The organism is Chryseobacterium sp. CH25 (assembly GCF_004119455.1).
In the GTDB taxonomy this organism is placed as follows: domain Bacteria; phylum Bacteroidota; class Bacteroidia; order Flavobacteriales; family Weeksellaceae; genus Chryseobacterium.
This window is the reverse complement of record NZ_NRQT01000001.1, coordinates 1,202,095-1,224,893: the sequence shown is the minus strand read 5'-3', so window position 1 is coordinate 1,224,893 and position 22,799 is coordinate 1,202,095. Positions and strand designations below refer to the sequence as shown.

22 protein-coding genes are annotated in these 22,799 nt (G+C 35.3%); 10 read left to right on the top strand and 12 right to left on the bottom strand.

Features of this window, described 5'->3' with window-relative positions; translation table 11 throughout:
• Positions 1–196: 196 nt before the first annotated feature.
• Positions 197–631 carry a hypothetical protein gene (locus BOQ64_RS05375; RefSeq protein ID WP_129058103.1) on the top strand — a complete coding sequence of 145 codons (435 nt, stop codon included), beginning with the start codon at positions 197–199 and terminating at the stop codon, positions 629–631.
• Positions 632–679: 48 nt separating this feature from the next.
• On the opposite strand, the gene BOQ64_RS05370 is transcribed toward BOQ64_RS05375, so the two are convergent.
• Both BOQ64_RS05370 and BOQ64_RS05365 read right to left on the bottom strand, forming a co-directional pair.
• Positions 680–1,318: a response regulator transcription factor gene (locus BOQ64_RS05370; protein ID WP_129058104.1), complete on the bottom strand. Its 639-nt coding sequence runs from the start codon at positions 1,316–1,318 to the stop codon at positions 680–682.
• Positions 1,308–3,281, bottom strand: coding sequence for a sensor histidine kinase (locus BOQ64_RS05365; RefSeq protein ID WP_129058105.1), 1,974 nt, complete (start codon positions 3,279–3,281; stop codon positions 1,308–1,310). The genes BOQ64_RS05370 and BOQ64_RS05365 overlap by 11 nt, the downstream gene beginning before the upstream one ends.
• A 203-nt stretch (positions 3,282–3,484) precedes the next feature.
• On the opposite strand from BOQ64_RS05365, the gene BOQ64_RS05360 reads away from it, so the two are divergent.
• Positions 3,485–3,907 carry a hypothetical protein gene (locus tag BOQ64_RS05360; RefSeq protein WP_129058106.1) on the top strand — a complete coding sequence of 141 codons (423 nt, stop codon included), beginning with the start codon at positions 3,485–3,487 and terminating at the stop codon, positions 3,905–3,907.
• 72 nt (positions 3,908–3,979) lie between these two features.
• Here the strand turns inward: BOQ64_RS05360 and tyrS are convergent, their stop codons facing one another.
• Positions 3,980–5,275: a tyrosine--tRNA ligase gene (tyrS, locus tag BOQ64_RS05355; RefSeq protein ID WP_129058107.1), complete on the bottom strand. Its 1,296-nt coding sequence runs from the start codon at positions 5,273–5,275 to the stop codon at positions 3,980–3,982.
• A gap of 208 nt (positions 5,276–5,483) precedes the next feature.
• On the opposite strand from tyrS, the gene BOQ64_RS05350 reads away from it, so the two are divergent.
• A complete protein-coding gene (locus BOQ64_RS05350; protein ID WP_066698570.1) occupies positions 5,484–6,044 on the top strand; it encodes an RNA polymerase sigma factor in 561 nt (186 codons plus the stop codon).
• Between the two features lie 232 nt (positions 6,045–6,276).
• Here the strand turns inward: BOQ64_RS05350 and BOQ64_RS05345 are convergent, their stop codons facing one another.
• Positions 6,277–6,906 carry a hypothetical protein gene (locus tag BOQ64_RS05345; protein WP_129058108.1) on the bottom strand — a complete coding sequence of 210 codons (630 nt, stop codon included), beginning with the start codon at positions 6,904–6,906 and terminating at the stop codon, positions 6,277–6,279.
• Positions 6,907–7,013: 107 nt separating this feature from the next.
• Here BOQ64_RS05345 and lipA point away from each other — a divergent pair, with 107 nt between their 5' ends.
• Positions 7,014–7,880: a lipoyl synthase gene (gene lipA / locus BOQ64_RS05340; protein ID WP_045494196.1), complete on the top strand. Its 867-nt coding sequence runs from the start codon at positions 7,014–7,016 to the stop codon at positions 7,878–7,880.
• 331 nt (positions 7,881–8,211) lie between these two features.
• On the opposite strand, the gene BOQ64_RS05335 is transcribed toward lipA, so the two are convergent.
• Positions 8,212–9,111: an AraC family transcriptional regulator gene (locus BOQ64_RS05335; RefSeq protein WP_129058110.1), complete on the bottom strand. Its 900-nt coding sequence runs from the start codon at positions 9,109–9,111 to the stop codon at positions 8,212–8,214.
• A 176-nt stretch (positions 9,112–9,287) separates the two neighbouring features.
• Here BOQ64_RS05335 and BOQ64_RS05330 point away from each other — a divergent pair, with 176 nt between their 5' ends.
• Complete coding sequence (locus BOQ64_RS05330; protein ID WP_185147060.1) at positions 9,288–10,490, top strand: MFS transporter; 1,203 nt, start codon at positions 9,288–9,290, stop codon at positions 10,488–10,490.
• A gap of 143 nt (positions 10,491–10,633) precedes the next feature.
• On the opposite strand, the gene BOQ64_RS05325 is transcribed toward BOQ64_RS05330, so the two are convergent.
• Both BOQ64_RS05325 and BOQ64_RS05320 read right to left on the bottom strand, forming a co-directional pair.
• Positions 10,634–10,978, bottom strand: coding sequence for a mannan-binding lectin (locus tag BOQ64_RS05325; protein WP_129058111.1), 345 nt, complete (start codon positions 10,976–10,978; stop codon positions 10,634–10,636).
• A gap of 177 nt (positions 10,979–11,155) precedes the next feature.
• The gene (locus tag BOQ64_RS05320; protein WP_129058112.1) at positions 11,156–11,536 is read right to left on the bottom strand and encodes an STAS/SEC14 domain-containing protein; all 381 of its coding nucleotides are present in this window, start codon (positions 11,534–11,536) and stop codon (positions 11,156–11,158) included.
• Positions 11,537–11,651: 115 nt separating this feature from the next.
• Between BOQ64_RS05320 and BOQ64_RS05315 the strand changes: the two genes are divergently transcribed.
• Positions 11,652–12,857 carry an NAD(P)/FAD-dependent oxidoreductase gene (locus tag BOQ64_RS05315; protein ID WP_129058113.1) on the top strand — a complete coding sequence of 402 codons (1,206 nt, stop codon included), beginning with the start codon at positions 11,652–11,654 and terminating at the stop codon, positions 12,855–12,857.
• 177 nt (positions 12,858–13,034) lie between these two features.
• On the opposite strand, the gene BOQ64_RS05310 is transcribed toward BOQ64_RS05315, so the two are convergent.
• The 5 genes from BOQ64_RS05310 to BOQ64_RS23705 all read right to left on the bottom strand — a co-directional run bounded on the left by BOQ64_RS05310 (position 13,035) and on the right by BOQ64_RS23705 (position 18,776).
• A complete protein-coding gene (locus BOQ64_RS05310; protein ID WP_129058114.1) occupies positions 13,035–14,222 on the bottom strand; it encodes a VWA domain-containing protein in 1,188 nt (395 codons plus the stop codon).
• Between the two features lie 18 nt (positions 14,223–14,240).
• Complete coding sequence (locus BOQ64_RS05305; protein ID WP_129058115.1) at positions 14,241–15,839, bottom strand: DUF4139 domain-containing protein; 1,599 nt, start codon at positions 15,837–15,839, stop codon at positions 14,241–14,243.
• Between the two features lie 331 nt (positions 15,840–16,170).
• Positions 16,171–16,845, bottom strand: coding sequence for an SIMPL domain-containing protein (locus tag BOQ64_RS05300; protein WP_129058116.1), 675 nt, complete (start codon positions 16,843–16,845; stop codon positions 16,171–16,173).
• Positions 16,846–17,022: 177 nt separating this feature from the next.
• Positions 17,023–18,507, bottom strand: coding sequence for an amidohydrolase family protein (locus tag BOQ64_RS05295; RefSeq protein ID WP_228448172.1), 1,485 nt, complete (start codon positions 18,505–18,507; stop codon positions 17,023–17,025).
• Positions 18,477–18,776, bottom strand: a complete 300-nt coding sequence (locus tag BOQ64_RS23705; protein WP_228448170.1) for a hypothetical protein — start codon at positions 18,774–18,776, stop codon at positions 18,477–18,479. Before BOQ64_RS23705 ends, BOQ64_RS05295 begins: the two co-directional genes overlap by 31 nt.
• Before the next feature lie 197 nt (positions 18,777–18,973).
• On the opposite strand from BOQ64_RS23705, the gene BOQ64_RS05290 reads away from it, so the two are divergent.
• The 4 genes from BOQ64_RS05290 (at position 18,974) to BOQ64_RS05275 (ending at position 22,748) form a co-directional block, all read left to right on the top strand.
• Positions 18,974–20,755 carry a histidine kinase gene (locus BOQ64_RS05290; protein ID WP_228448169.1) on the top strand — a complete coding sequence of 594 codons (1,782 nt, stop codon included), beginning with the start codon at positions 18,974–18,976 and terminating at the stop codon, positions 20,753–20,755.
• A 10-nt stretch (positions 20,756–20,765) separates the two neighbouring features.
• Positions 20,766–21,491 carry a hypothetical protein gene (locus BOQ64_RS05285; RefSeq protein WP_129058117.1) on the top strand — a complete coding sequence of 242 codons (726 nt, stop codon included), beginning with the start codon at positions 20,766–20,768 and terminating at the stop codon, positions 21,489–21,491.
• Between the two features lie 126 nt (positions 21,492–21,617).
• The gene (locus BOQ64_RS05280; RefSeq protein WP_129058118.1) at positions 21,618–22,325 is read left to right on the top strand and encodes a DUF4386 domain-containing protein; all 708 of its coding nucleotides are present in this window, start codon (positions 21,618–21,620) and stop codon (positions 22,323–22,325) included.
• 6 nt (positions 22,326–22,331) lie between these two features.
• Positions 22,332–22,748, top strand: a complete 417-nt coding sequence (locus BOQ64_RS05275; RefSeq protein ID WP_129058119.1) for a DUF6326 family protein — start codon at positions 22,332–22,334, stop codon at positions 22,746–22,748.
• The last annotated feature ends 51 nt before the right edge of the window (positions 22,749–22,799 follow it).

The following is a 22,799-nucleotide window of genomic DNA, read 5'->3' as shown; positions in this document are numbered from 1 at the left end:
TAAAATCATTCAGGATATAAAGATGTTTTATGTTTAATAATTGAGAAATTACATTGTATTATTGGGTTTTTTAGCTGTAATTCTATTTTTATTGATTTGATATTTTTTGTAAAAAATGTTGTAAAATTTTTATTAAAGATATTTTTATATTAATAAAAAACTTATATTTGGAACATTAAAAAATCTATTTGGAGAAATGAAGCAATTTTACAATTTAAAAAGTTTACTTAGACTTTCTTCTTTATTCGTTTTGTTATTTTCAGTGATTACTGTTGTAAATTCGTGTAAAAAAGATGATGAAGATGAATTTCAGGACCATGTGGTTCAGTTTGTAGCGAAAGCTACTACGGGATCAGAACTCATCTCTGTAGTCACTCAGGTAGGAACTGCCCAAAATACTACATACAGCACTCCGGCTGCACCTTTAAAAGAAAGTTGGGTAAGCGGGGAAATGTGGGTGAATTCAAGCCAGGCACAAATCAATTTTGCTGCTAATGCTGTATTGCCACAGGCAAATTCAGAACTTACAATTACACTTTTGATAGATGGAGAAGTTGCCAGAACTGCTAAAATTACAGGAAAAGGTGATAACCAGGTTGTGAAAGTTGCTTATAGCTTCCTTGAACCATAAACAAACTTTGCTATATAAAATAAAAAAGCTGCTCCTGGAGCGGCTTTTTTATTTTTCAATCAGGTTATATTCTATAGCCTGGTTTACAAGTTCCGTAGAATTTTTAGCCTGAAATTTCTGCAGGAGATTTTTACGGTGGGTATCTACTGTAAGAGGGCTTAAAAAGAGCTCTTCTGCAATCATATTGCTGGTTTTCCCCTGTGCCACAAGATGCAGGATTTGTTTTTCTCTTTTAGTCAGCCTTGGAATGGGGATCTCATTTGGTGAAGGCCTACTGATAATCTGCTTGGTTTCATTGCAAAAAACAATATCTCCGGATAGTGCTCCTTTGATACAAATTACCAATTCTTCAATAGAGGTGTTTTTAAGAAGATAACCGCTGGCTCCGTTTTGGATAGACTGCATGATGATGCTTCTCTCAGAACGGTTGCTGAACATAATCACTGAAGTTTCGGGAGATATTTTCTTGATTTCTCTGCAGAGCTCCGTACCATTGGCATCAGGTAATGTGATATCCAAAAGAATAATATCAACCTTATTCCTGTCAATAAAACGAAGGATTTCCGAACCTGAAATAAATGTCTCAGGAATATTGAAAGAAGGCTGGCTTTTCAGCATCATTTTTAGCCCTTCAATAACGATAGGATGATCATCTACAATAACAATATTTATTTTTTCATTCTCCATCTATGTTGAGTTCTATGTTAATTGTTGTTCCTTGATTGTCGGAACTGATTTCCATGTTTCCTTTCAGGTAATCAACCCTGTTCTTTAAGTTGTGAAGTCCCATACTTTTAGTTTGTGGTTCCTTGTTGCTTTCGAATCCTTTTCCATTGTCTTCAATTGTGATGAAAAAATCTTTTCCAGATTGAGAGCATTGCAATAATATACTGGTGGCTTCAGCATGTTTGATGGCATTGGCTAATAACTCCTGTGCAATCCTGTAAATGTTAAGCTGAACATTTAATGGCAAATTCTTTTCAATATTGATCGCCTGGAAATCAATCTGAATATCTTTTCTGTTGTAAAATTCACAAAGATCATTCAGAGCAGTTTCCAATCCGAAATTAAGCAGTGATTCGGGCATAAGATTTCTTGCTACATGTCGAAGTTCTCCTACTGAGTTATCCAGTTGTCCTAAAATTTTGTAAAATTCCTGATCTTTTTCAGGATTTAAATGACTGGAAGACCATGTCGAGAAATTGATTTTTACTCCGGCAAGCATTCCTCCTAAGCCATCATGAAGATCTCTTGCAATACGTTCTCTTTCCCTTTCTTCTCCTTCAAGAATGGCTTTGGTTAATGAGAGTTCTTCCTTTTGTCTGATATCATTAATCTTCTGTTCAGAGATTTTTTTATTTTTTCTGAAAATAATATAGAGGAAGATCAGCAGGCTTACAACGAGTAGTAAAATAAGGCTTAATCCCCATAAATAAGAGTTTTTTTTATTGACTTCCAGTTCTTTTTGATTCTTTTCTGCATTTAATGTTGCAATTTTCCTTTCCTTTTCTGCGGCATTAAATTTAGATTCAATTTTATTGATTTCAAGCTTTACGTTTTCAGTGTTCAGACTGTCATTAAGTTTAGAATATTTCTGTTCCCAAACCAAAGCTTCCCCGGTGTTTCCCATTTCTTCGTTTAAAGAAGAGAGTTGCTTATAAATGGTTTTTCTGTTATTAAGATCAAGAGCGAGGGATTTTTCTGTTAAAACGTCTTCTAAGGTACCTTTGGCTTCATTATATTTTTTTAGTTTTCTTAAAATGTCGTATTTATTGAAATAAAACATCTGTGCTAATAGATTTTGATTAAACCTTTTAGCGTAAGAAAGACCTTTTTCAATAACAGGCAATGCTTCCGGGTTCTTTTGCCTGGTTATAAAATAAAGTGTTTTACCATAATAATAAAAAGCATTAACAGAAGAATCAGGATGAGGACCGATGAGGGTTTCTGCTTTATCTAAAAACTTTTTAGCTTCATCTCCTTTAGCCTGATAACAGAAATTATTAGCTAAGTTTAAATAGGTGAAAAAGAGTTCAGGAGAATGAGGATAGCTTTTTTCAAGAATTTTCAAAGCTTTAGCATTATAGTCTTCAGACTTTTTAAATTCTGCATTGTACGTAAGAATAACGGCAAGTTGTGTATACAGAAGGCCTAGATTTCTGCTTTTCTCATATTTTTTAGCCAACGGAATACTTTTTTCAAGAATCGTTTTCACCAAAAAAGGGTATCCTTCCTTGTCTTTCTGGGTTACTCCATAGCTATACCAGGCTGCTGCCTGAAGAAGATCGGATTCTTCATTTTTAAACTTTGATAATGCCTTAATAGCCTTTTGATAGGAGAAGGCGGCCTTCCCTTTGTTTCTGTCTAGGTTATATTGAGCTTCGTAAAAATCATATTTGCCTGAAAGAAAAGCGTCACTTTTGATGAATACTTTCCCATTTTCCAGATATTTTTTACTTAAAACGGAGTCAATATTCCTGTAATAGTTTGATAAAAGAAAATTGGTATTTGCTTTCGCTTTTGTAGTTGCATTACTTCTAAGGATGTTTTGTAAGCTGTCTAAATAAGGTCTTTCATCAAGTGGAATCAATTGCTGCGATTGCACACCAAAGGCTAGTAATATGTTGAATAGGATCAGTAATCTCTTCATCAGGTATCAGTTCTGTAGAATATATTTTTTATAAACGGTCAATTTAATTAAAAATTTTAGCATAAAAAATACCTGAATTTAGGTAGAAAAAATTACACAATTTTCAGGATTGATAAAGTTTAAGGACTCCAATAGCTTTGCAGATACGGAATCACTAATCATAGAATATCAAATAAAGTAACTAAAATTTAAACAAAAAGATTATGAAAAAAACGAGAATAAACCAACTGTTGAAGGGTACATTTGTAATGCTTCTGGCAACTGTATTAATGGGGTTTGTTACCTCTTGCAGTAAGGATGATGACGATAGCCCTAACGTAAATGGAGCAGGGAAGAGCCACAAAGTAGTTTTTAAAGCAATAGCTTCTGCAGGGACTGATATAGATGCAGCAGTGTATGGGATTGATAGCAATGCAACTACGGCCTCCAGTCTTAGCGGAACAACATGGTCAAGCCCTGAAGTTACTTCAGAAAAAGGTGCTTATAATGCGAATGTAGTGGTAAATGCAGTAGGTACTAATGCTTCTTCTACTTTAAAGGTTCAGATCTGGGTAGATGGTGAACTGAAAAAAGAAGGAACTTCCAGTGGTCAGTATTTATCAGCTTCTGCAAGCTACGTATTCTAAAAAAACTAATAATGTCAAAATAAATGGGCACCGAGAGAAATCTCGGCGCCCACTTTTTATATGGTATTGAAATTAGATAACCTTTACAATGAAATAGCTTTTCTTACCTTTTTGAAGCAATAAGAACTTGCCATCAATAAGATCCGTTTCATTAGCTGTAAAAGTATCATTTACTTTTTGCTTGTTAACAGAAATAGAATTTCCTTTGATTTCTCTCTGTGCTTCACTCTTAGATTTCAGGAATCCTGATTTTTCAGAAAGAAGATCTACAATGTTGATGCCTAATACATCCGCTTTTGCTACTTCTTTTTGTGGAACTCCGTCAAAAACTTCAAGGAAAGTTTCTTCATCAAGACTTACTAAATCTTCAGCTGTAGAACGCCCGAAAAGAATTTCAGAAGCTTTAAGCGCTTTTTCATATTCTTCTCTTCCGTGTACCCAAACCGTTACTTCCTCAGCTAATTTCTTCTGAAGTTTTCTTTCGTGAGCAGCCGTTTTATGTTCTTCAATTAAAGCCTCAATTTCCTCTTTTCCAAGGAATGTATAGAATTTAATAAATCTTTCAGCATCTTCATCGGTAGCATTCAGCCAGAATTGGTAGAATTTGTATGGAGACGTTTTCTTTTTGTCTAACCAGTAGTTTTCTCCGCTTTCAGATTTTCCGAATTTAGAACCATCTGCTTTTGTAATCAAAGGAACCGTTAATGCGAATGCTTCTCCCTGAGCTTTTCTACGGATTAATTCTGTACCTGTAGTGATATTTCCCCACTGGTCAGAGCCTCCCATTTGAAGTTTTACATTATTGTTTTGATATAGGTGAAGGAAATCGTATCCCTGGATCAACTGGTAGGTAAATTCTGTGAAACTCATACCGTCTGCACCAGATTCTCCAGAAAATCTTTTCTTTACAGAATCTTTAGCCATCATATAGTTCACCGTGATGTTCTTCCCAACATTTTTAGCAAAATCGAGGAAAGAAATATTCTTCATCCAATCGTAGTTGTTTACCAATTCTGCTTTATTAGGTTCATTTCCTGCAAAATCAAGGAATTTCGAAAGCTGGTTTTTCAAACAGTCTACATAGTGTAAAAGAGTTTCCTCATCCAAAAGGTTTCTCTCTGCTGATTTTCCTGATGGATCACCAATCATTCCTGTAGCTCCACCCACCAAAGCGATTGGCTTGTGACCGTGCTGCTGGAAGTGTGCTAAAATTTTTATCTGAATAAGACTTCCGATATGTAAAGAATCGGCCGTTGGATCAAAACCAATATATGCAGTAGTTACCTCTTTATTCAGTTGTTCATCGGTTCCAGGCATCATATCAGCAAACAGACCACGCCATTTAAGTTCTTCTATAAAGGAATTCATTGATTTTTTCTTTAAAATTTTAAGTTGCAAAGATAATAAATTCAGAAGTATAAAGTCAAAAGGGTAGGAAGAGAAATGGTAAAAAGGATTGAAACAGTATATAAAACAATACTTTTCCTGATTGACTATTCACTTGCGAAGCAAAATTCACTATTGACAGCCGTTTCAGCTTTGCATTTTCAACCCAAATACTCTATATTTGTTATTAATGAACGACGAACAGCTATTTCTGCTCATTCAAAAGGCCAAGGATAAAGACCAGAAGGCCCAGACTAAACTCATCAATGTTTTTTGGGTGGATGTTTTCTCTTTTGTGATGAAAAAAGTAAAAGATGAAAATGATGCTGATGAAATCACAGTGAATGTTTTTTCTAAAGTTTTATCGAAATTGGATATGTTCGATCCGCATTTTCAGTTTAAAACCTGGATTTTAACTATTGCTCAGAATACAGTGATTGATTTCTGGAGAAAAAAGAGCCGTGAAAACGAAGACGCTGTTGAAAATCTTGATGAGGTTAAAAATCAATATGCAAAATCCCCTGAGGAACTTTTAATTTCTGAGGAAGAGCAAAAGAAGATTATTAAGACTATTGAATCTCTGGATGCCAATTATCAGGACATTATCAAACTGAGGTTTTTTGAAGAAAAAAGCATCAAGGAAATAGCAGAAGAATTGGGAATTTCTGTTGCCAATACAAAAGTTCGTGTGATGCGTGCTAAAAAAGTTCTTGCTGAGTTGCTTAAGAATAACGAGTTTGAAGATAATTGATAATATTGTTGGAAAACGCAAAGACGCAAGAAGTTTAATATTATACTGTGTTTAAGGCGCAAGGATTTTATCTCCGATAAAATTGAATACTGCTTATTTTAATGCCATAAATTCTCGAATAAAAATGATGCGTGTGTAATTTCACGTATAAAATCTATGTACTATGTGGGTTAATTTTTTTCTTGAACCGCATAGGTACATAAAGTTAAATAGATAGTGTATTTGTGGGCAATTATATAAAAATTTCCTCTTTTGTTTTAGGAAGTATAATTTTTATACTCTTATCGTTTCTGTTCTGAAGATTGATTTTTATTCCCTTTTTAATATATGTTTCCTTCTGAGAAGGACCATATTCTTTAGTATTATCAACATCATTTTTAAAATTAATCTGTCCTGTAGAAAGGTTAAAATCTACATTTTTGATATAATCTCCCGGCCTTCCCGAACTTGAAGTATGTCCTATCAGTTCAAAATGCCCGTTCTGAAATCTGTATTTATCTGTATACCCCCATTTCCAGCTGCTGCCACCGAAATGTTCTATAATTAAGATTCCTTTTTCAATACGCGTTCCTGAATAGGGATCACCCATAATTCCTCCGGATTCACTATCAAGAATTGCATTTGTTGATTTTTCAAGGACGGTCCATTGCTCATTTACCTTTTTCAAAATCTGAATTTCGCGGAGGTCACCAAGTTCGCCGGGATCTTTTGTATTATAAATGATTACTTTTTCAGGAATTTGATCTCCATCCAGATCTCCATCCACGGTTTGCAGAATGGTAGAACCCTTTGGCTGAAATTCTTTCTGGGCCCAACAAAAGGTACTGGAAATAAGCAATAAGATGCAGAATATCGTCTTCATAAAATATTTTGAGTCCTGAAATTACAAAATTATATGTTTCATCAATCTCTGTCTTTGATTGTTTCGATAAAAAAATCACTAACTTTGAACCTCAATTTGAGAAATAAATGGAGAATTTAGTTCAAGATACTACCGTTCAGAAACCAAAATGGATTCGTGTAAAACTTCCTACCGGAAAGAACTACAGAGAATTAAGGACTTTGGTTGATAAATATAAATTAAACACCATTTGCCAAAGCGGAAGCTGCCCGAATATGGGTGAGTGCTGGGGGGAAGGTACGGCAACGTTCATGATTTTAGGAAATATCTGTACAAGAAGCTGTGGATTCTGTGGAGTAAAAACAGGAAAACCGCTTGATGTAAACTGGGATGAACCTGAAAAAGTAGCTCGTTCGATCAAATTAATGAAGATCAAACATGCCGTTCTTACTTCTGTAGACCGTGATGATATTAAAGATATGGGTTCTATCCTTTGGGCAGAAACTGTAAATGCTGTAAGAAGAATCTCTCCAGGAACTACAATGGAAACCCTAATTCCGGATTTCCAGGGAATCACTAAGCATATTGACAGATTGGTAGATGTTGCTCCTGAAGTAATCTCTCATAATATGGAAACGGTAAAACGTTTGACCAGAGAAGTGAGAATTCAGGCAAAATATGAAAGAAGCCTTGAGGTTTTAAGATATTTGAAAGAGGCCGGGCAAAGAAGAACCAAAACCGGAGTTATGCTTGGTTTAGGAGAAACTAAAGACGAAGTTTTCCAGACTATCGAAGACATCAGAAATGCCAATGTAGACGTTATCACTCTAGGACAATATTTACAACCAACAAAGAAACACCTTCCTGTGAAGAGATTCATCACTCCGGAAGAATTTGATGAGTTGGGAGATTTTGCAAGAAGCTTAGGTTTCAGACATGTTGAAAGTTCGCCTCTTGTAAGAAGTTCTTATCACGCAGAAAAACATATTCATTAAAATACAGACCGCTCAGCAATGGGCGGTTATTTTTTTGATAGGTAATAGGTAATAGGTAATAGGTAATAGGTAATAGGTAATAGGTAATAGGTAATAGGGCGGCACGTACAAAATATCTTAACCAAAATCAATAAGGAATGGCTTCCATCATTCCCCTCCGGAGGAGGGGTGTCAAAAATTCTTTGAATTTTTTGCCGGGGTGGTTTCAAACAATCTAATATCAAAAATATCCCCAATCATCTGTGAAAATCTGAGCCATCTGTGGGAAAAAAACATCTAAGTTCATAAAATATAAATCTGCGTTATCTGCAGAATCAGCGAGCCAATAAAACTACTTATTACAGGAAGATTCCCTATTAATCACTCCAATTCTGCCATTAATTTCAATAGGCTTAAAATGTTTTTTCTTGAATTCTGAAGGAGTTTCTCCCGTATGCTGTTTAAAGAGTTTATTAAAATAAGAAAGACTCTCAAAACCCACCTGGAAGCAAACCTCTGTTACAGAAGAATCCTTTAAAAGAAATATTTTAGCCTGATTGATCCTGTAATTATTAACAAAATCCGTGAAGGTCATATTGGTCTGCTTTTTAAAGTATCGGCAGAAAGCAGGGGTACTGAGACTTACAATCTGAGCAATTTCATTCACATTAGGTTTCTTATCGTGATTTTCATGAATATAGTCGTAAATCGTTCCCATTCTGATCTTATCATTCAGAAACCATTTGATTCTTGTATCTTCTTTATTAAGCTCGTGCACATCTGTAGAACTGGCCAGAATTTGTAAGATTTCTATCAATCCCATTAACGATTCAAAAGAGTTTTTTTCTTTAAGGAGCTGAAGCTTTTCAACAACAATATTTTTGGTTTCTCCAGAAAAAGATAACCCGAGATAAGAATGTTCTAAAAGATTTTTAATATTCTCAAATTCAGGAACAGGAAGAATAATATCCTGAAGGAAGTTTTCCCGCATTTGTAATACCAGTTGCTTACATTCCGTCTGTATTCCGTAATCAAAATTAAGATGGGGTACATTGGCTCCAATCAACAAAAGTTCAGTGTCGGTAAAACCCGAAATATTTTTCCCAACATGCCGGATTCCATTGGACGCTTCTACGTAAACTAGTTCTATTTCAGGATGGTAGTGCCAGAAAAAACAGTTTTTCAGACTGGGAGCAAATACCTTGAAAGATTTCCCCTTTTCAAATTCTATAGTCTCTTTCTGAATCTTCATTTTGTTCTGTTTTGATTGTTTGTGAAGTTAAAATTAAATAAAAAGGTTAATATGGAGCAAATTTTTATCATTCAAAGAGGTGTGAAATCCAATCTTTCTGTCGAATTTTGCACTTTCAAAAATAAAGATGGCTCACCATTTTTAATTTAACAGCTTAATTCAGAAAAGAAAATACAATGAAGATTGATAAAAGAATAATTCCGCTGGCGATTGGCGGATTGGGAATAGGAACTACGGAGTTTACCGTTATGGGGCTATTACCGGATATTGCAAAAACACTGGAAATCACGATTCCGCAAGCAGGACATTTAATTTCCGCTTATGCAATGGGAGTGGTAATTGGAGCACCCATTCTGATCGGATATTCAGTAAAATATCCCCCTAAAAAAGTATTGATCGCCTTTATGATCCTGTTTACTTTATTTAACGGACTTTCCGCAATTGCACCTAATTACGGAACAATGCTTATCATCAGATTTATGTCCGGACTTCCTCACGGAGCTTTCTTCGGAGTAGGAACCGTAGTGGCTGCTAAAATGGCTGGAAAAGGGAAGGAGGCATTTTATATATCAATGATGTTTACTGGGCTCACCGTAGCCAACCTGGTGATGGTTCCTTTGGTAACCTATATTGGGCATGTCTTCCACTGGCGGTTATATTTTGCTATTGTCGCTTTAATTGGTGTTTTTGCCCTCTTGTTTTTAAAATTATGGCTGCCGTCGATTGAGGCTAATCAAAATACCCATTTCATGGATGAGCTTAAATTCCTTAAAAAGAAGCAGTCGTGGTTGGTATTGGCAATCGTGGCTATTGGATTTGGAGGTCTTTTCACTTGGTTGAGTTATATCACCCCTTTAATGACAGGAATTTCCGGAGTTGAAAGCAGCCAGATGGCTTATATAATGGTTCTTGCTGGGGCAGGAATGGTAGTAGGTAATCTTGCAGGAGGTATTGTTTCAGATAAACTAGGGCCTGAGAAAACCTGTGCACTTCTGATCTTCTTAATGATGATATCTCTGGTAGGAGTATTTTTACTTTCCGAGCATCAGAATATTGCTTTCATATTGACATTTATGTGTGGAGCTTTATCTATGTCCATTGCTGCACCTATTAATATCATGATGATGAAAGCAGCACCGAAAAGTGAAATGATGGCAGCAGCTTTTATGCAGGCAGGATTTAATATTGCGAATGCGATGGGTGCTTTTCTGGGCGGAATTCCTCTAGAATATGGATTGCCTTTCAATTATCCATCGTTAGTAGGAGTAGGAATGACTTTTATTGGATTTGTAATCAGTGTAAGATATATGTATCTGTATGGTTCACAAGCAGCAAATGAAGAAGAAGCTGTTGCAGAATGTGTTTCATGTGATAAATAAAAGTATGCAGGTTTAAAACCAAACATCGAGTATAGAATATCTGTGTAATCTCCCAGAATTTCGAGAATAAAAAAATAAGCTGTCCCAAAGTCAAAATTGATGTTTGAGACAGCTTTTTTAAATTAATACATTGGTTTTTTCTACTAGAATTTAAATACACAGCTGCAAACGCTCATTTTGCCTTCTACAACTGTTGTCCATTGTCCGTTCCATGTACCACCATAGGATGCACAGATAGCAGGGCAGATTTCTTTAGCATCTTCGTTGCTCCAGATAGGTCCGGCTAAAACGTCTAAAGTATATTCTGTACCTCCTGTTGGCTGAGTGTTTAATTCAACTTCTATAACGCTCATTTGTCCTTCTACAATGGTAGTCCATTGTCCGGTAAATTTTCCTAAGTGTGCTGCTGCGATACGTGGTCCTAATTTTTGTGCTTCATCATTGCTCCAAAGTGGTCCTGCGATAATGTTGATTTTGAATGTTGACATGGTGTAAATTTTTAGTTGGTTAACATTACAAATGTACTCACGACTAAGGGAAATAATTACAGTATAATATACCAAATTTACGATTAGGTGTTTTTACGTATGTATCTGATAGTTATTGGTGTATAATAAGAAAGGCTGCCTTTTTGAGACAGCCTTTCATTATTTTATAAGGCAGATTTAAACTTCCACCTCATTTCCGTTTTTGCACCAGTAAAGGGCATTATATAAATTTTCTTTTGGGAAAGATTTAAACTCTCCCGGCATCAGAACACTGAAAATATCTGTAAAGTTCTGCACACCTTCTTTGTCTGTAACAATAGCTGTTCGGTTCCATTTTGCAAGGTTTTTTAGTCCCAGCAAGAAATCTTCAAGCCATGCTCCCATGGTAAACTTATCCAGATCGGTATCCAAATACAGTAAGTAATTCAGCTCACCAAATTGGTCTACTTTCTCTTTCACACGCGGAATTACCAGTTTTTCAAAATCTTCTTTCGTTACTTCTCCGGTTGCACTAAATGCTGCAACATTCTCCGGAGCTTCTGGAATAATTGTTATCATAGTGAATATTTTATGGTGGTTAGAATTTAATAAAGCAACAATAATTACACCATACAATCATCGAAAATTGTTAAAACAGGTATAAATATTGTTATTTTTAATATAAAATATCAATATGAATCTCAAATCTAATGAACCTTTCTGGCTTTTAAAAAATGGGCTGATTGCTACATATCCTTCTTTAAAATCGGATGAAAACTGTGATGTTTTAATTATAGGAGGCGGAATTACAGGAAGTCTTATTGCTCATCAGATGGTAAAGGATGGTTATAAAACTATCCTTATTGATAAACGTGAACTTTGTAATGGAAGTACTTCTGCAACCACTTCAATGCTGCAATATGAAATAGATGTTCCTCTTTATAAACTAATAGAAAAGATAGGAGAAAAAGGAGCGGTTGCAAGTTATAAGGCGTGTTCAGAGGCTATTGATACTATAGAAACTATTGTAAAGGAAATACATTCCAATGCAGGATTTAAACGTAAAAAATCCCTGTATTTTGCTTCAAAAAAGAAAGATATTGAATGGCTGAAGAAAGAATATGAAACCAGAAAAAATGCCGGATTTGAAGTAAAATGGCTGAATGCAGATCAGATTTTGGAAAAATTTGGATTTGAAAATACCTATGGTGGAATAGTATCAGAACAGGGAGCCAGTATCGATGCCTTTCAGTTTGCCCATGAACTGGTTATACATAATGTAAAGAAAGGATTGAAAGTCTTTGATAAAACTGAAATGGTAGACGTAGAATACCATAAAGGTTTTAATATTGCTAAAATTGACAGCGGTTTTAAGATCAGAGCAAAGAAAATAATCTATTGTATCGGCTATGAAAGCAAAACTTTACTGAAAGAGAATTTTGTTAACCTGAAAAGTACCTATGCCGTAGTTTCTGAAGTGGATAAAGACAAATTTAAAAGTATCACCAGCACTTTAGTATGGAATACTGATGATCCTTATCTCTATATGCGGACTACTGATGACGGCAGATTATTAATAGGCGGAGCAGATGAAGATTTTTATGGTGCTGAAAAAAGGGATGCTATTCTTAATAAAAAGGAAAAAGAAATACTGAAAAATTTAAAGAAGATAAAGCCTGATTATCATTTCTATCCTGATTTTGTTTGGGCCGGAACTTTTGGAGAAACAAAAGACGGACTTCCTTATATCGGAGAACATTCAAAATTTAAGAACTCTTACTTTGTATTGGGTTTTGGGGGAAACGGAATTACCTTTTCTGTAGTGGGTATGGAAATGGCTTCGCTGTTTATGAAAAATAAAAAGCACCTACTTTCCAGGTATTTTAAATTTGGACGATAGAACGTTTTTTATATATAACTCTGTCATTCTTCCTTCGTTAGGATGGTAATAATATTTTTGATAATCGTCTATATATAAATAAGTACACTTAGGCTGAAAATAAAGATTTTCAAAACTTAAGTGTACTTCATTTTACAAGATTAACTTTAAGTGTTAACCCTTCTTGTTTTAAGCTTTTTACAAGTTGTATCCATTCTTCTTGGCCAGTTCCTGTATAGAGCTTTCAATGGCTTTTCCAAGATCATCAGTATCATCAGTTCCTCTTTTTTTCATTTCAGCATCAATGTAGGTCTGACGTTTTTTAGAAAGTTCGTCAATTTCCCTTTGAATTTTTTCACGCTCAGCTGATTTTATAGACACAGCTTTTTTTATTTCTTCCTCGCTTTTCCCTTTCAGCTCATCAGGAAGTTCGCTTGCTTTTATATTAGCAATAAAGTTGTCATCTTTTTCCGCTTTATCTACCAGATCCCAATGCTCATTTTTGTAAGCATTCTTTTTAGATTTGGAAACCGTTCTTTCTACCAGATTGGAAACCGACTGTACTTCTGCGTTTTTATCTTGGGTAATCTGCTTCTGTTTATATTCTGAACCACGGTTTCCATAGTAAATATAAGTGTCGTTCAGTTTGGTATTACACTCGGAAATCCTGATGTCATAAGGAGTTTCAATATAGATCACCTTTTTATCACTGTCGATATTAAAATATTTTCCGCCACCCGTTGTTGCCCCATTTTGCCATAGACCTTGAATGCCTTCTTCGCGGCTTCCGCAATAGATCGTATTGGTATAAATATTTTTATTCTTTGCTTTTGAGATAACCTCTTTATAGTCAATTTTTCCCTGATTGAAGGGTTCATTGCCTGCAATATAGATCAGTTTCATACTTTTCTCATTGCCGTCCCAGTTCAGGTTGGCAGAAGCATCCCGGATAACAGCACCACAATATTCACTTCCGCCATTAGTTTTTAAGGCGAATAGCTTTTCAGAAACCAGATCAAGGTCCTGGGTAAGAGGAGTTACCTGGCGAATGTAGTTTTCATCACGGAGGCCATCGTTGCCATATTCATAGAGGGCAATTTCAACTTGTGGAGTCTGGCCGTTATATTTTAGTGTGGTTAGTGTATTCACGATATTCCATAGTCTGGATTTCGCCTGTTCAATCAATCCGTCCATACTGTTGGACGTATCAAGTAAAAGAGCCACCTGGATTTTATTGTCCTTTAATGTTGTATTAACAGGGGATACGGAAGCTCTTTGTACCGTTAAGTTAGAGTTTTCAGTTTCACTTTTCGAGCAGCGGATAGCTGGAGCTGTACCAGAGTTTAAAAAGGCTGCTGCAATGGCTAAGATTTTTAAAGTTGTCATATTATTATTTTTTATAGGTTATCTGCTGTAATATTGAATCTGCATCTCTTTCGGATACTTAATCTCATAAGAGAAGTTGATCTTTTCAGAACCACCGGAGCTTATGTTTTTGTTCCAAAGGATACTTCCGGTTTTTTCATCAAGGCTTCCGTCTCCGGTTTCTATAGCTTTCACTGCAATTTTGGAGTTTTCACTGATAGGAAGCTGGTCCAGCACTTCCAATGCAATACTTTCTTTAGTATTATTTCTGATGCTGATCTGATAAGCTTCAGTTTCCCATTTATTGGAGCTCATCGATTTCTGAGATGCTTTATCTTCCAGTTTGATTCTTTTTACTGTGATTCTTTCATCCACTCCAAGAGAAATCGGGAACTCATCCTTCACATAATTGCTGGTGATATTGGTTTTTCCGATATAGTTATCCTCAAAATAGATGTTTGCTTCACCATTAATCAGGTTAAGGTTCTGCCAGTTTTTTACAAAAGCCATCAGGAAAACCTGGTTATTAAGTTTTGGAACGGTGTGGTATTTGTAAGTGGCATCAATCTGTTTTTTATCCAGAATAACGTACTGTTCTTTTTCCTGGCTTACAATGGTTTGATTGTAATTCAGTTCATAGATAATATTCATTTGGTTATCAGAAACCGATGCAATGGGAACCTGACTTGGTTTTGCAGAGATATCCTGTCTCATTTGATAGGTATTCATCAATGCAGATTCTTTTTTAGATTTATAACCTTCAATTTCCAGTGTTGGATTATGGGCTGTATATTCGGCAACATATATTGGAGAAAGGATAGGCCTGTCCTGATTATAAGAAGGTCTGTAAGTAGATACAAACAATTTTATATTTTTCCAGTCCTGACCGGTCTTTTGATAGATCTTGCCTTTGTAAACCATTTCTAAAGGTTTCTTTACAGATTCAGCACGAAGGTCATAAGAAGGGATCCAACCAGCATCAGAAACAATATAGCTGACACCAAGGTTTAGGCTGGTATCATTATCAGCAAGAATTTCAAGCAGTAATTCTTTTCTGTTGGTGTTTTTATGGGTTTGTTCCTCATCAGATTGCTTGTTTAGCTTTGCAATGCTTTCATCCAACGTTGTTTTCTGCTCATTCAGTACAAAGACTTGATTGTCAATTTCCAGCATTCTTTTCCTGTAAAACTCAGTAAGCTTAATCAGTTGTTCCTGTGGAGTAGATTTATCATTGGTGGAGACTTTTAAATTATCATTGATGATATTCTGTTCTCCGGTAAGGTTTTTAATCTGAATGTTTAGCAGACTTACCTGTCTCTGAAGTTTTTTTCTTTCATTATCCAGCTTCATTTCACTGTCAGAAAGCTGATCTTCTTTCAAAAAATTACTTTGCGGAGTGATGGAGAGTAGCGTGGTATTTTTTTCAAGATTGATTTTATAGGTATTTTCATCCAGATTATTGGGAAGATTGATAATTCTTACCATATTACGTCCCTTTTGAAGAGTAACATTGGTATTTCCGAAAACTTTTGCTCCCTGAAGAAATACCGTTGCCTGCTTTACTTCAATTTCTTTTTTAATTTCCTGTGCTTTAAAGAAAATCACTGAAAATAAGGTGATTAAAAGATAGCGTTTCATCGTTTATTATTTTAAATTATGAAGTAAAATTACCTGTATTAAACCCTGATATTTGGGATACTTGGTGAAGAGTGGTTTTCACTTGGTGAGTGGATGAACACAAGTGCTTTATGCTTTTTGCCACGAATGCACGAATGTTTTTTATGAATAAGTTTATTGAAATATGTATTGAAAAAACTGAATAATGATAGCATATAGGATTAAGATAGCAACATTTTTATTCGTGCATTCATGGCATAAAAAAGCATTGCTGCTCCCTAATAATTCGTGCATTTGTGGCCAACAAAAAAGGCTGCCAAAAAATATGGCAGCCTCTTTTAAATCTGTTATTTTAAAGGATTTCGTATCTTGTTTTGATACTGTATTTCAGTTTGATGTTTTCGATGTTATCAAAAGAAAAATCTACAGGAGCATCTGCCATTTCAAGCTGCGCACTGTTCATTCTACCTTTGTAAGCTACTGGCATTACAGTGTCACTAGTATAATCTTCAATTTCTACGATTTCAAGAACAGTACCTACCTTTTTACCCATGCTTTCCAACAGATAATCTGCCTTTTCTTTAGCTGCTTTTAAAGCGTTGATCTTTACTGTTTTTCTGAAGTCTGCAATTTTGGTATTCTTTACCTCTGAAATATTCAGGCTGCTTACCCATTTCTGGTTCAGATCTTCAAAAATTTTGCTGAGGTTTGATTTTGCATTCGCTTTAAATACATAGTTCTTAGAAAACTTTCCGTTTTTGGCGTAAATGTTCTGATAAGAAGACTTAAACTTGATATCCTCATTCTTTACTCCTGCATTTTTCAGAATATCAAACATCTTTTTCTCATTGTCTGCCAGGTCGTTTTTGTTATCTGCTTTTATTCCGATGCTGAAGATCACTTCATCCGGTTCTACTTCCATTTCAGCAACACCTGTTACTTCAATTCCGTTTTTCCTTACTTCCTGAGCGTTTACAAAACTTCCCAGTGTTACAATTCCGATTAATAAAAAATGTTTCAATTTCATAATTTCTTGTTTTTACTTTTAAATTCTGATGTAAAATTAGTTCGATCTGAAGCTGAAAATCGGGAGACTTGGTGAAATGGAACTTTCACTTGGTGGATAGGTAAAAAAAAGACAGTTCATATAGAGACTGTCTTTTATAAAGTATATTTTATATTCGTAGACGGGGAAAGATAATAGTTAATAAAGGAAATATACCTTTGAAATTTTATGGTCTTTAATTTCATAAATCGCAGTAGCTTCTATCTTCTGACCAGGCTTCACTCCGGAAACACTTTCCTTGTCAATAACCGTATTACGATTAATGATTCTCTGTTTTATCTCACAATGCAGGTCCGGCACCTTTTTAAATAGTGCTTCATATGTTTTTCTCATACTTTCTTTACCTTTACTTAGCAAAGTATTGGGAAATGAATAGATTTCAACATCTTCCGCATAGGGTTCAAGAAAAGCATCTATATTTCGTGCATTATAGCCATTTACCTGCTGCTGTACAAGTATCTCAGGGGTAATCTTCAGTATTTTATGAGGATCGAACGTCTTGCCATTCTTGATAACAGTTTCAATTTTGGTTAAATTATTCAGATCTTCAATGGGATCGGCATTAAGAAGAACAAGATCCGCGGTTTTTCCAGCTTCAATACTGCCATATTGCGCCTCTTTATTAAGGATTTTTGCCGGGTTAATTGTGGCTGACTGCAGAATCTGCCAGTTGCTCAGCCCACTTTCTTTCATCGCATTGAGTTCATCCATAAAAGAAGAGGCATGCTGGGTTCCTATATTTCCTGCATCTGTACCGGCTGCAATCGTTACCCCTCCATCTGCAAGCCTTTTTAAATTGACCCCCCGGATAGAATCCACTTTGGAAACATAAGCTTTGATCTGTTGTGAATTAAATCTTACCTTATATTTTTTAATCCATGTTGAATCAGCAGTCTCTTCCAGATGCTTCAGATCGTAGATTGAACCAATACTTTTCGGATTGGAGTTTTCCAGTTCATAGGTGTTGTAATGCTTCTTTTGGCCATAGGTATCATAATAGTTGTCAATTACAGTCAGGGTAGGGCAAAGGACTATTTTTCTGGATTTTAAAAGTTTTATAAAATCATCAGAAACTATTTCATCTTCGATATTATGAACCAGATAATCGGCTCCGTTCAGAACTGCTGTTTCGGCTGTAAAGCGTTGTGTGGCATGAACAGCAACTTTTAAATTGTTCTTATGGGATTCCTCAATAATGGTTTTAATCACAGGCTCGAGCTTTTTAGTCTGCTCTTTTGCTTTTTGAGGATCTTTTTCCAATATAATGTACCATATTTTAATAAAGTCAGGCTTATATGGAAGCTGTTCCTGAACATACTTTTTTGCATCTTCAACAGTTAGTGCCAGTTTAAAAGGTTCGTCTTTATCAAGATTTTTAAAAGCTTCCGGTTCATATGTCGTGATAAGAGGGCCTGACATATATACAGAAGGAAGATTGTCTTTCTTTTTTAAGGAATCCCGGAGTGTAAGAAAATTATAGGTAGCCCCGGGATCAATTACAGAAGTAATTCCTGACCGGAGATAATATTGAAGGAAATTCTCCATATGATGATGTGCCCAGCTGATTTCCTGCTCATAGGGAACATGTTTTTTCAGATTAAGCGCATCGGGTCTTGTATACAATCCACCACTCTGAAAAAATGGATATGCGAATCAGTCATTCCGGGAATGAGATATTTTCCTTCACCATTGATAATATGCGAGTTTTGAGGGATTTTTACCTGTTTATTTGGTTTAATAGCCGTAATGACGCCATCAGTAATGATCACTGTTTGGTTAGGAATCATTTTTTTATGGATAACATCAGCTATGTTAACATTTTGAATATAAGTCTGTGCTTTGATACCACCAAAGCAACAAACCAAAGCCAATAGGAACTGAAATTTTTTCATGGTCTCTTTTAAGTGAAGTACAAATATACATAAAGCCTTATTCGATCGAATCAAAAATTGTAAACGGTTTTAAAATGCAGTTGGTTATCAGGTAAATATAGAGAAAGGCAAACTTGGTGAAATTATATTTTGACTTGGTGAAGAATAGAAGCTGATCGATAAAGTTTTACTTACTTTGCAGTAAAGATTTGAAATCCGTGAAATTAGTTTTTAAAATACTGTTTATTTCAATATTGATGATGGGAAATTACTTCTCAGCACAGGATACTATGCGGGTTACCCAGGCTCTCAAATCTGCTGAAAAACTGAAAAAAGCAGTAGATAAAAATGATAATAAAGGGGTTGCCGATGCTTATGTAGGAATGGCTAATGATTATTATAGTCAGGGAAATTATGCTAAAAGCGAGGAGTATCTGATTAAAGCTAAAAATCTGTATCAGAATCTTAAGGATAAGAAAAACCTGGAAATAGTTACCAGACGATTAGCTCAATCTCAGGAGAGACAAAATAAAATTACCCCAGCGATCAGTAATTACAATAGGGCAGCAGAGATGTCTTATAGTACAAAAAGCAGGGCCGTTAATTCAAATGATGCAGCAAGACTTTCTTCTCCTGCACCTGAAATGAAGGCCGAAGCTATTCAGAATAATATCAATTTAAGTAAAAAAGAAAATGAGCAGGCTGATGTTGCGGTGGGGTACAGCCAACTGGCAGATATCAATATTCAGCAGAAAGATGTTGCCAAAGCTGAAGAAAACCTTAATGCAGCCTATAAAATTTCTAAAAAAGAGGCTCCTCAGCAAGCGCTGGAAATCAATCAGAAGCTGGCCAATCTTTATGTTGAAAATAAAAATTTTGATAAAGCCATTGAAGCCAAGAAAAAGGTTTTAAAGGAAGACTTTGTAAAGGAAAACTCACAGGAGAAAGTCAATCAGATTCAGGAACTGGCTGATATTTATATTAAAAAGAATGACCCTGAAGAAGCGGTAGATCTTTTGAAAAATGCATACGGAATTGCTTTGGATAAAGGGCATACACTGGAAGCTCAGAAAAGTGTACAGAAACTGGATAGTTTATATGCTATTTCAGGAAATGTGGATGCTTCAGTACAGTTGTACAGAGATTTTCTTGGGAAGCTTCCGAATCTGGTTTCCAAAGACAGAAGTCTGGTAGATAATAAGATTCTGGAAGATACCGAACAGAGAATTTCTCAGCTGGAAAAAGAAAAAGAGCTGAAGGACGAACTTATCCGCAAGAAAAATGTCTTTAATTATGGCTTGATTGGAGCTTTAATCCTACTGACTGGCCTCATAATCTTCATTTTCAGAACGCTGAAGAAAGTTCAGATCAAAAATAAAAAAATAGCCCTTCAGTCGCTCAGACGGGAGATGAATCCACACTTTATTTTCAATAGTTTAAATAGTGTCAATCACTTCATTGCTACCAATAATGAGTTGGAAGCCAATCAGTATCTGACCAAATTCTCCAAACTAATGCGAGGGGTAATGGAAAATTCTACCAATGATTTTATTCCTTTCCAACAGGAGCTGGATTTGTTGCAAAATTATCTGGCACTGGAGAAAACACGTTTTGCTGATAAATTTGATTATGAAATTGATGTAGATGAAAGTCTGAATCTACAAAGTCTGCAGGTTCCGGGAATGCTTGTACAGCCTTTCTTAGAAAATGCCATCTGGCACGGATTGCGTTACAGAACAGAAAAAGGATTTTTAAAATTAAGCTTTGAAAAAAGTGAACAACATCTGAAAATCACCATTGAAGACAACGGAATAGGAATTGAAGAAAGTAAAAAACAGAAAACCCAGCACCAGAAAACCCGTGAGGGAAGAGGAATGAAAAATACACTGGAAAGAATTCAATTGCTGAATGATCTGTATAAAAAGAATATTACCTGTTCTGTAAAAGATAAAGACAATAATAGTGGCGTTTTGGTCACTATTCAAATTAATATGATGTAAAAACGAAACCATGAAAAAGGATATATTTCTGTTAACATTAATAATGAGCTTGTTTTCCGGGATTATGTCTGCTCAGGACATTGATAGTATCAGGCTGGCTCATATTCTTAAAAATCTGAAACTTGACAAAACCAAGATAAAAGAAGAACTCTGTATTGAAAAGAAAATGCCTAATGTGGAAGACTCTTATATTGCAGTCATTCCGGTTGTTCTGAGCCAGGAAGAAGAAGATTATGTTTTTACGGTTCAGAACTATATATTAATTACAGATAGCAACGGAACGATAAAAAATAAATATTTAGACCCCACAGAACTGAATTCTGATGCGGTTTACCTGAGAAGTTTTGCTATTGATACCGGATTGTACAATATCAGTTCAAACATCCGTGCATTTGGAGTAAAGGCAGATTTTGTAGGAAGCAGCAAGCCTAATCCTTACGCTTATGGTAGTATTTCAATGTATTATCCTGAAGGAAAAACGCTTAAAAAAGTACTGGATCAGTTTGAACTGGATTCCACAAGAGGCGAGTGGGACACCCGATGTAACGGAGAATTTGAAGACGATCATTCTTATATTATTATAGAGCCATCCAAAACCAACAACTTTACAGACCTTAAAATAAAAACCATCTCCGTAACCACAATCAATGAGGAAGTAAAAGGAGAATGTAATAGCAAAGAGACTTCAAAAACAACCTATAAAACATTAAAGTTTAAAAATGGGTATTATCATTAAGTTTTTTTAATGAATTTGTATATTAAAGTAGTAGTGTTTTTAATTATATTTTAAATTTTCGTTATTTAATTCGTGTTTTTGTAACGAAATTTATATAGAAACGTCTTATTAGATAAAACTAATCAGATGGAATCTAATACTAAAACAGCACGATGGGCAGGATTTATCTACCTTATCGTTGTCATAACAGGATTTTTCAGTTTAATGTATGTTCCCACCAAACTTATTGAATGGAAAAATCCGGAACAGACTTTCAATATGATCTCTGCTTCAAAATCTTTATTCAGTCTGAGCATTGCGAGCAGTATTCTTTGCTATATTGCTTTTACACTGCTTCCATTGGTTTTGTATAAACTGTTGAAAAATGTCAACGGAACCTATGCTAAAGTAATGGTGATTATGGCATTGATCAGCGTACCGATTTCTTTTATTAACCTTCAAAGTAAACTCTCTGTACTTACAATTATAGAAGGTGCTGATTACCTAAAGATTTATAAAGCAGAAGAGCTTCAGGCACAAGTCATGATGCTGTTGAAAAATTATAATAATGGAATTCTGATTGTTCAGATTTTCTGGGGACTCTGGCTTTATCCTTTTGGCTATCTGGTTTACAAATCTGGCTTTCTGCCCAAAATTTTGGGAATCTTTTTGATGTTAGGCTGCTTTGGATATATTCTCAATGTTTTTGGGAGAATAACTATTCCTGAATTTTCCAGTTATCCGATAGCAGGCTATATCACGTTACCTGCTTCAATAGGCGAAATAGGAATATGTCTGTGGCTGCTGATTGCAGGAGTGAAGAATAAATCCGTTAATCATAATCATCAAAACTAAAATATCATGAACAATTCTACTCAACTTGAAGATATTCGGGTAAATGTCAAAATCATACTTGCCGGGCTTTGGACTTCTGTTACATTATGTTATCTGTATGGAGATTATTTTGAACTTTACACTCCAGGAAAAGCACAAGGTCTTGTAGATGGACATAATCTGCTCAACTCTCCATTGAATTTATTAATGGCTGCAGTTGTTTTGGCTATACCAGCAGTCATGGTGTTTCTTTCATTGATCTTAAAACCTGTGATCAACAGGATTCTTAATATTATTGTTGGAATCTTCTTTACATTGGTCATGCTGTTTATTGGGATTTCATCCTTTTCAGAATGGTATCTGTTCTATGTTTTCCTTGCTGCTGTAGAATGTATCATAACCATATTGATCGTAGTGTATGCCTGGAAGTGGAAAAGGATATGATTGGTATCCGGAAGATTGCAGAGCTGGTGAAATATTCCTAATTTGCATCTG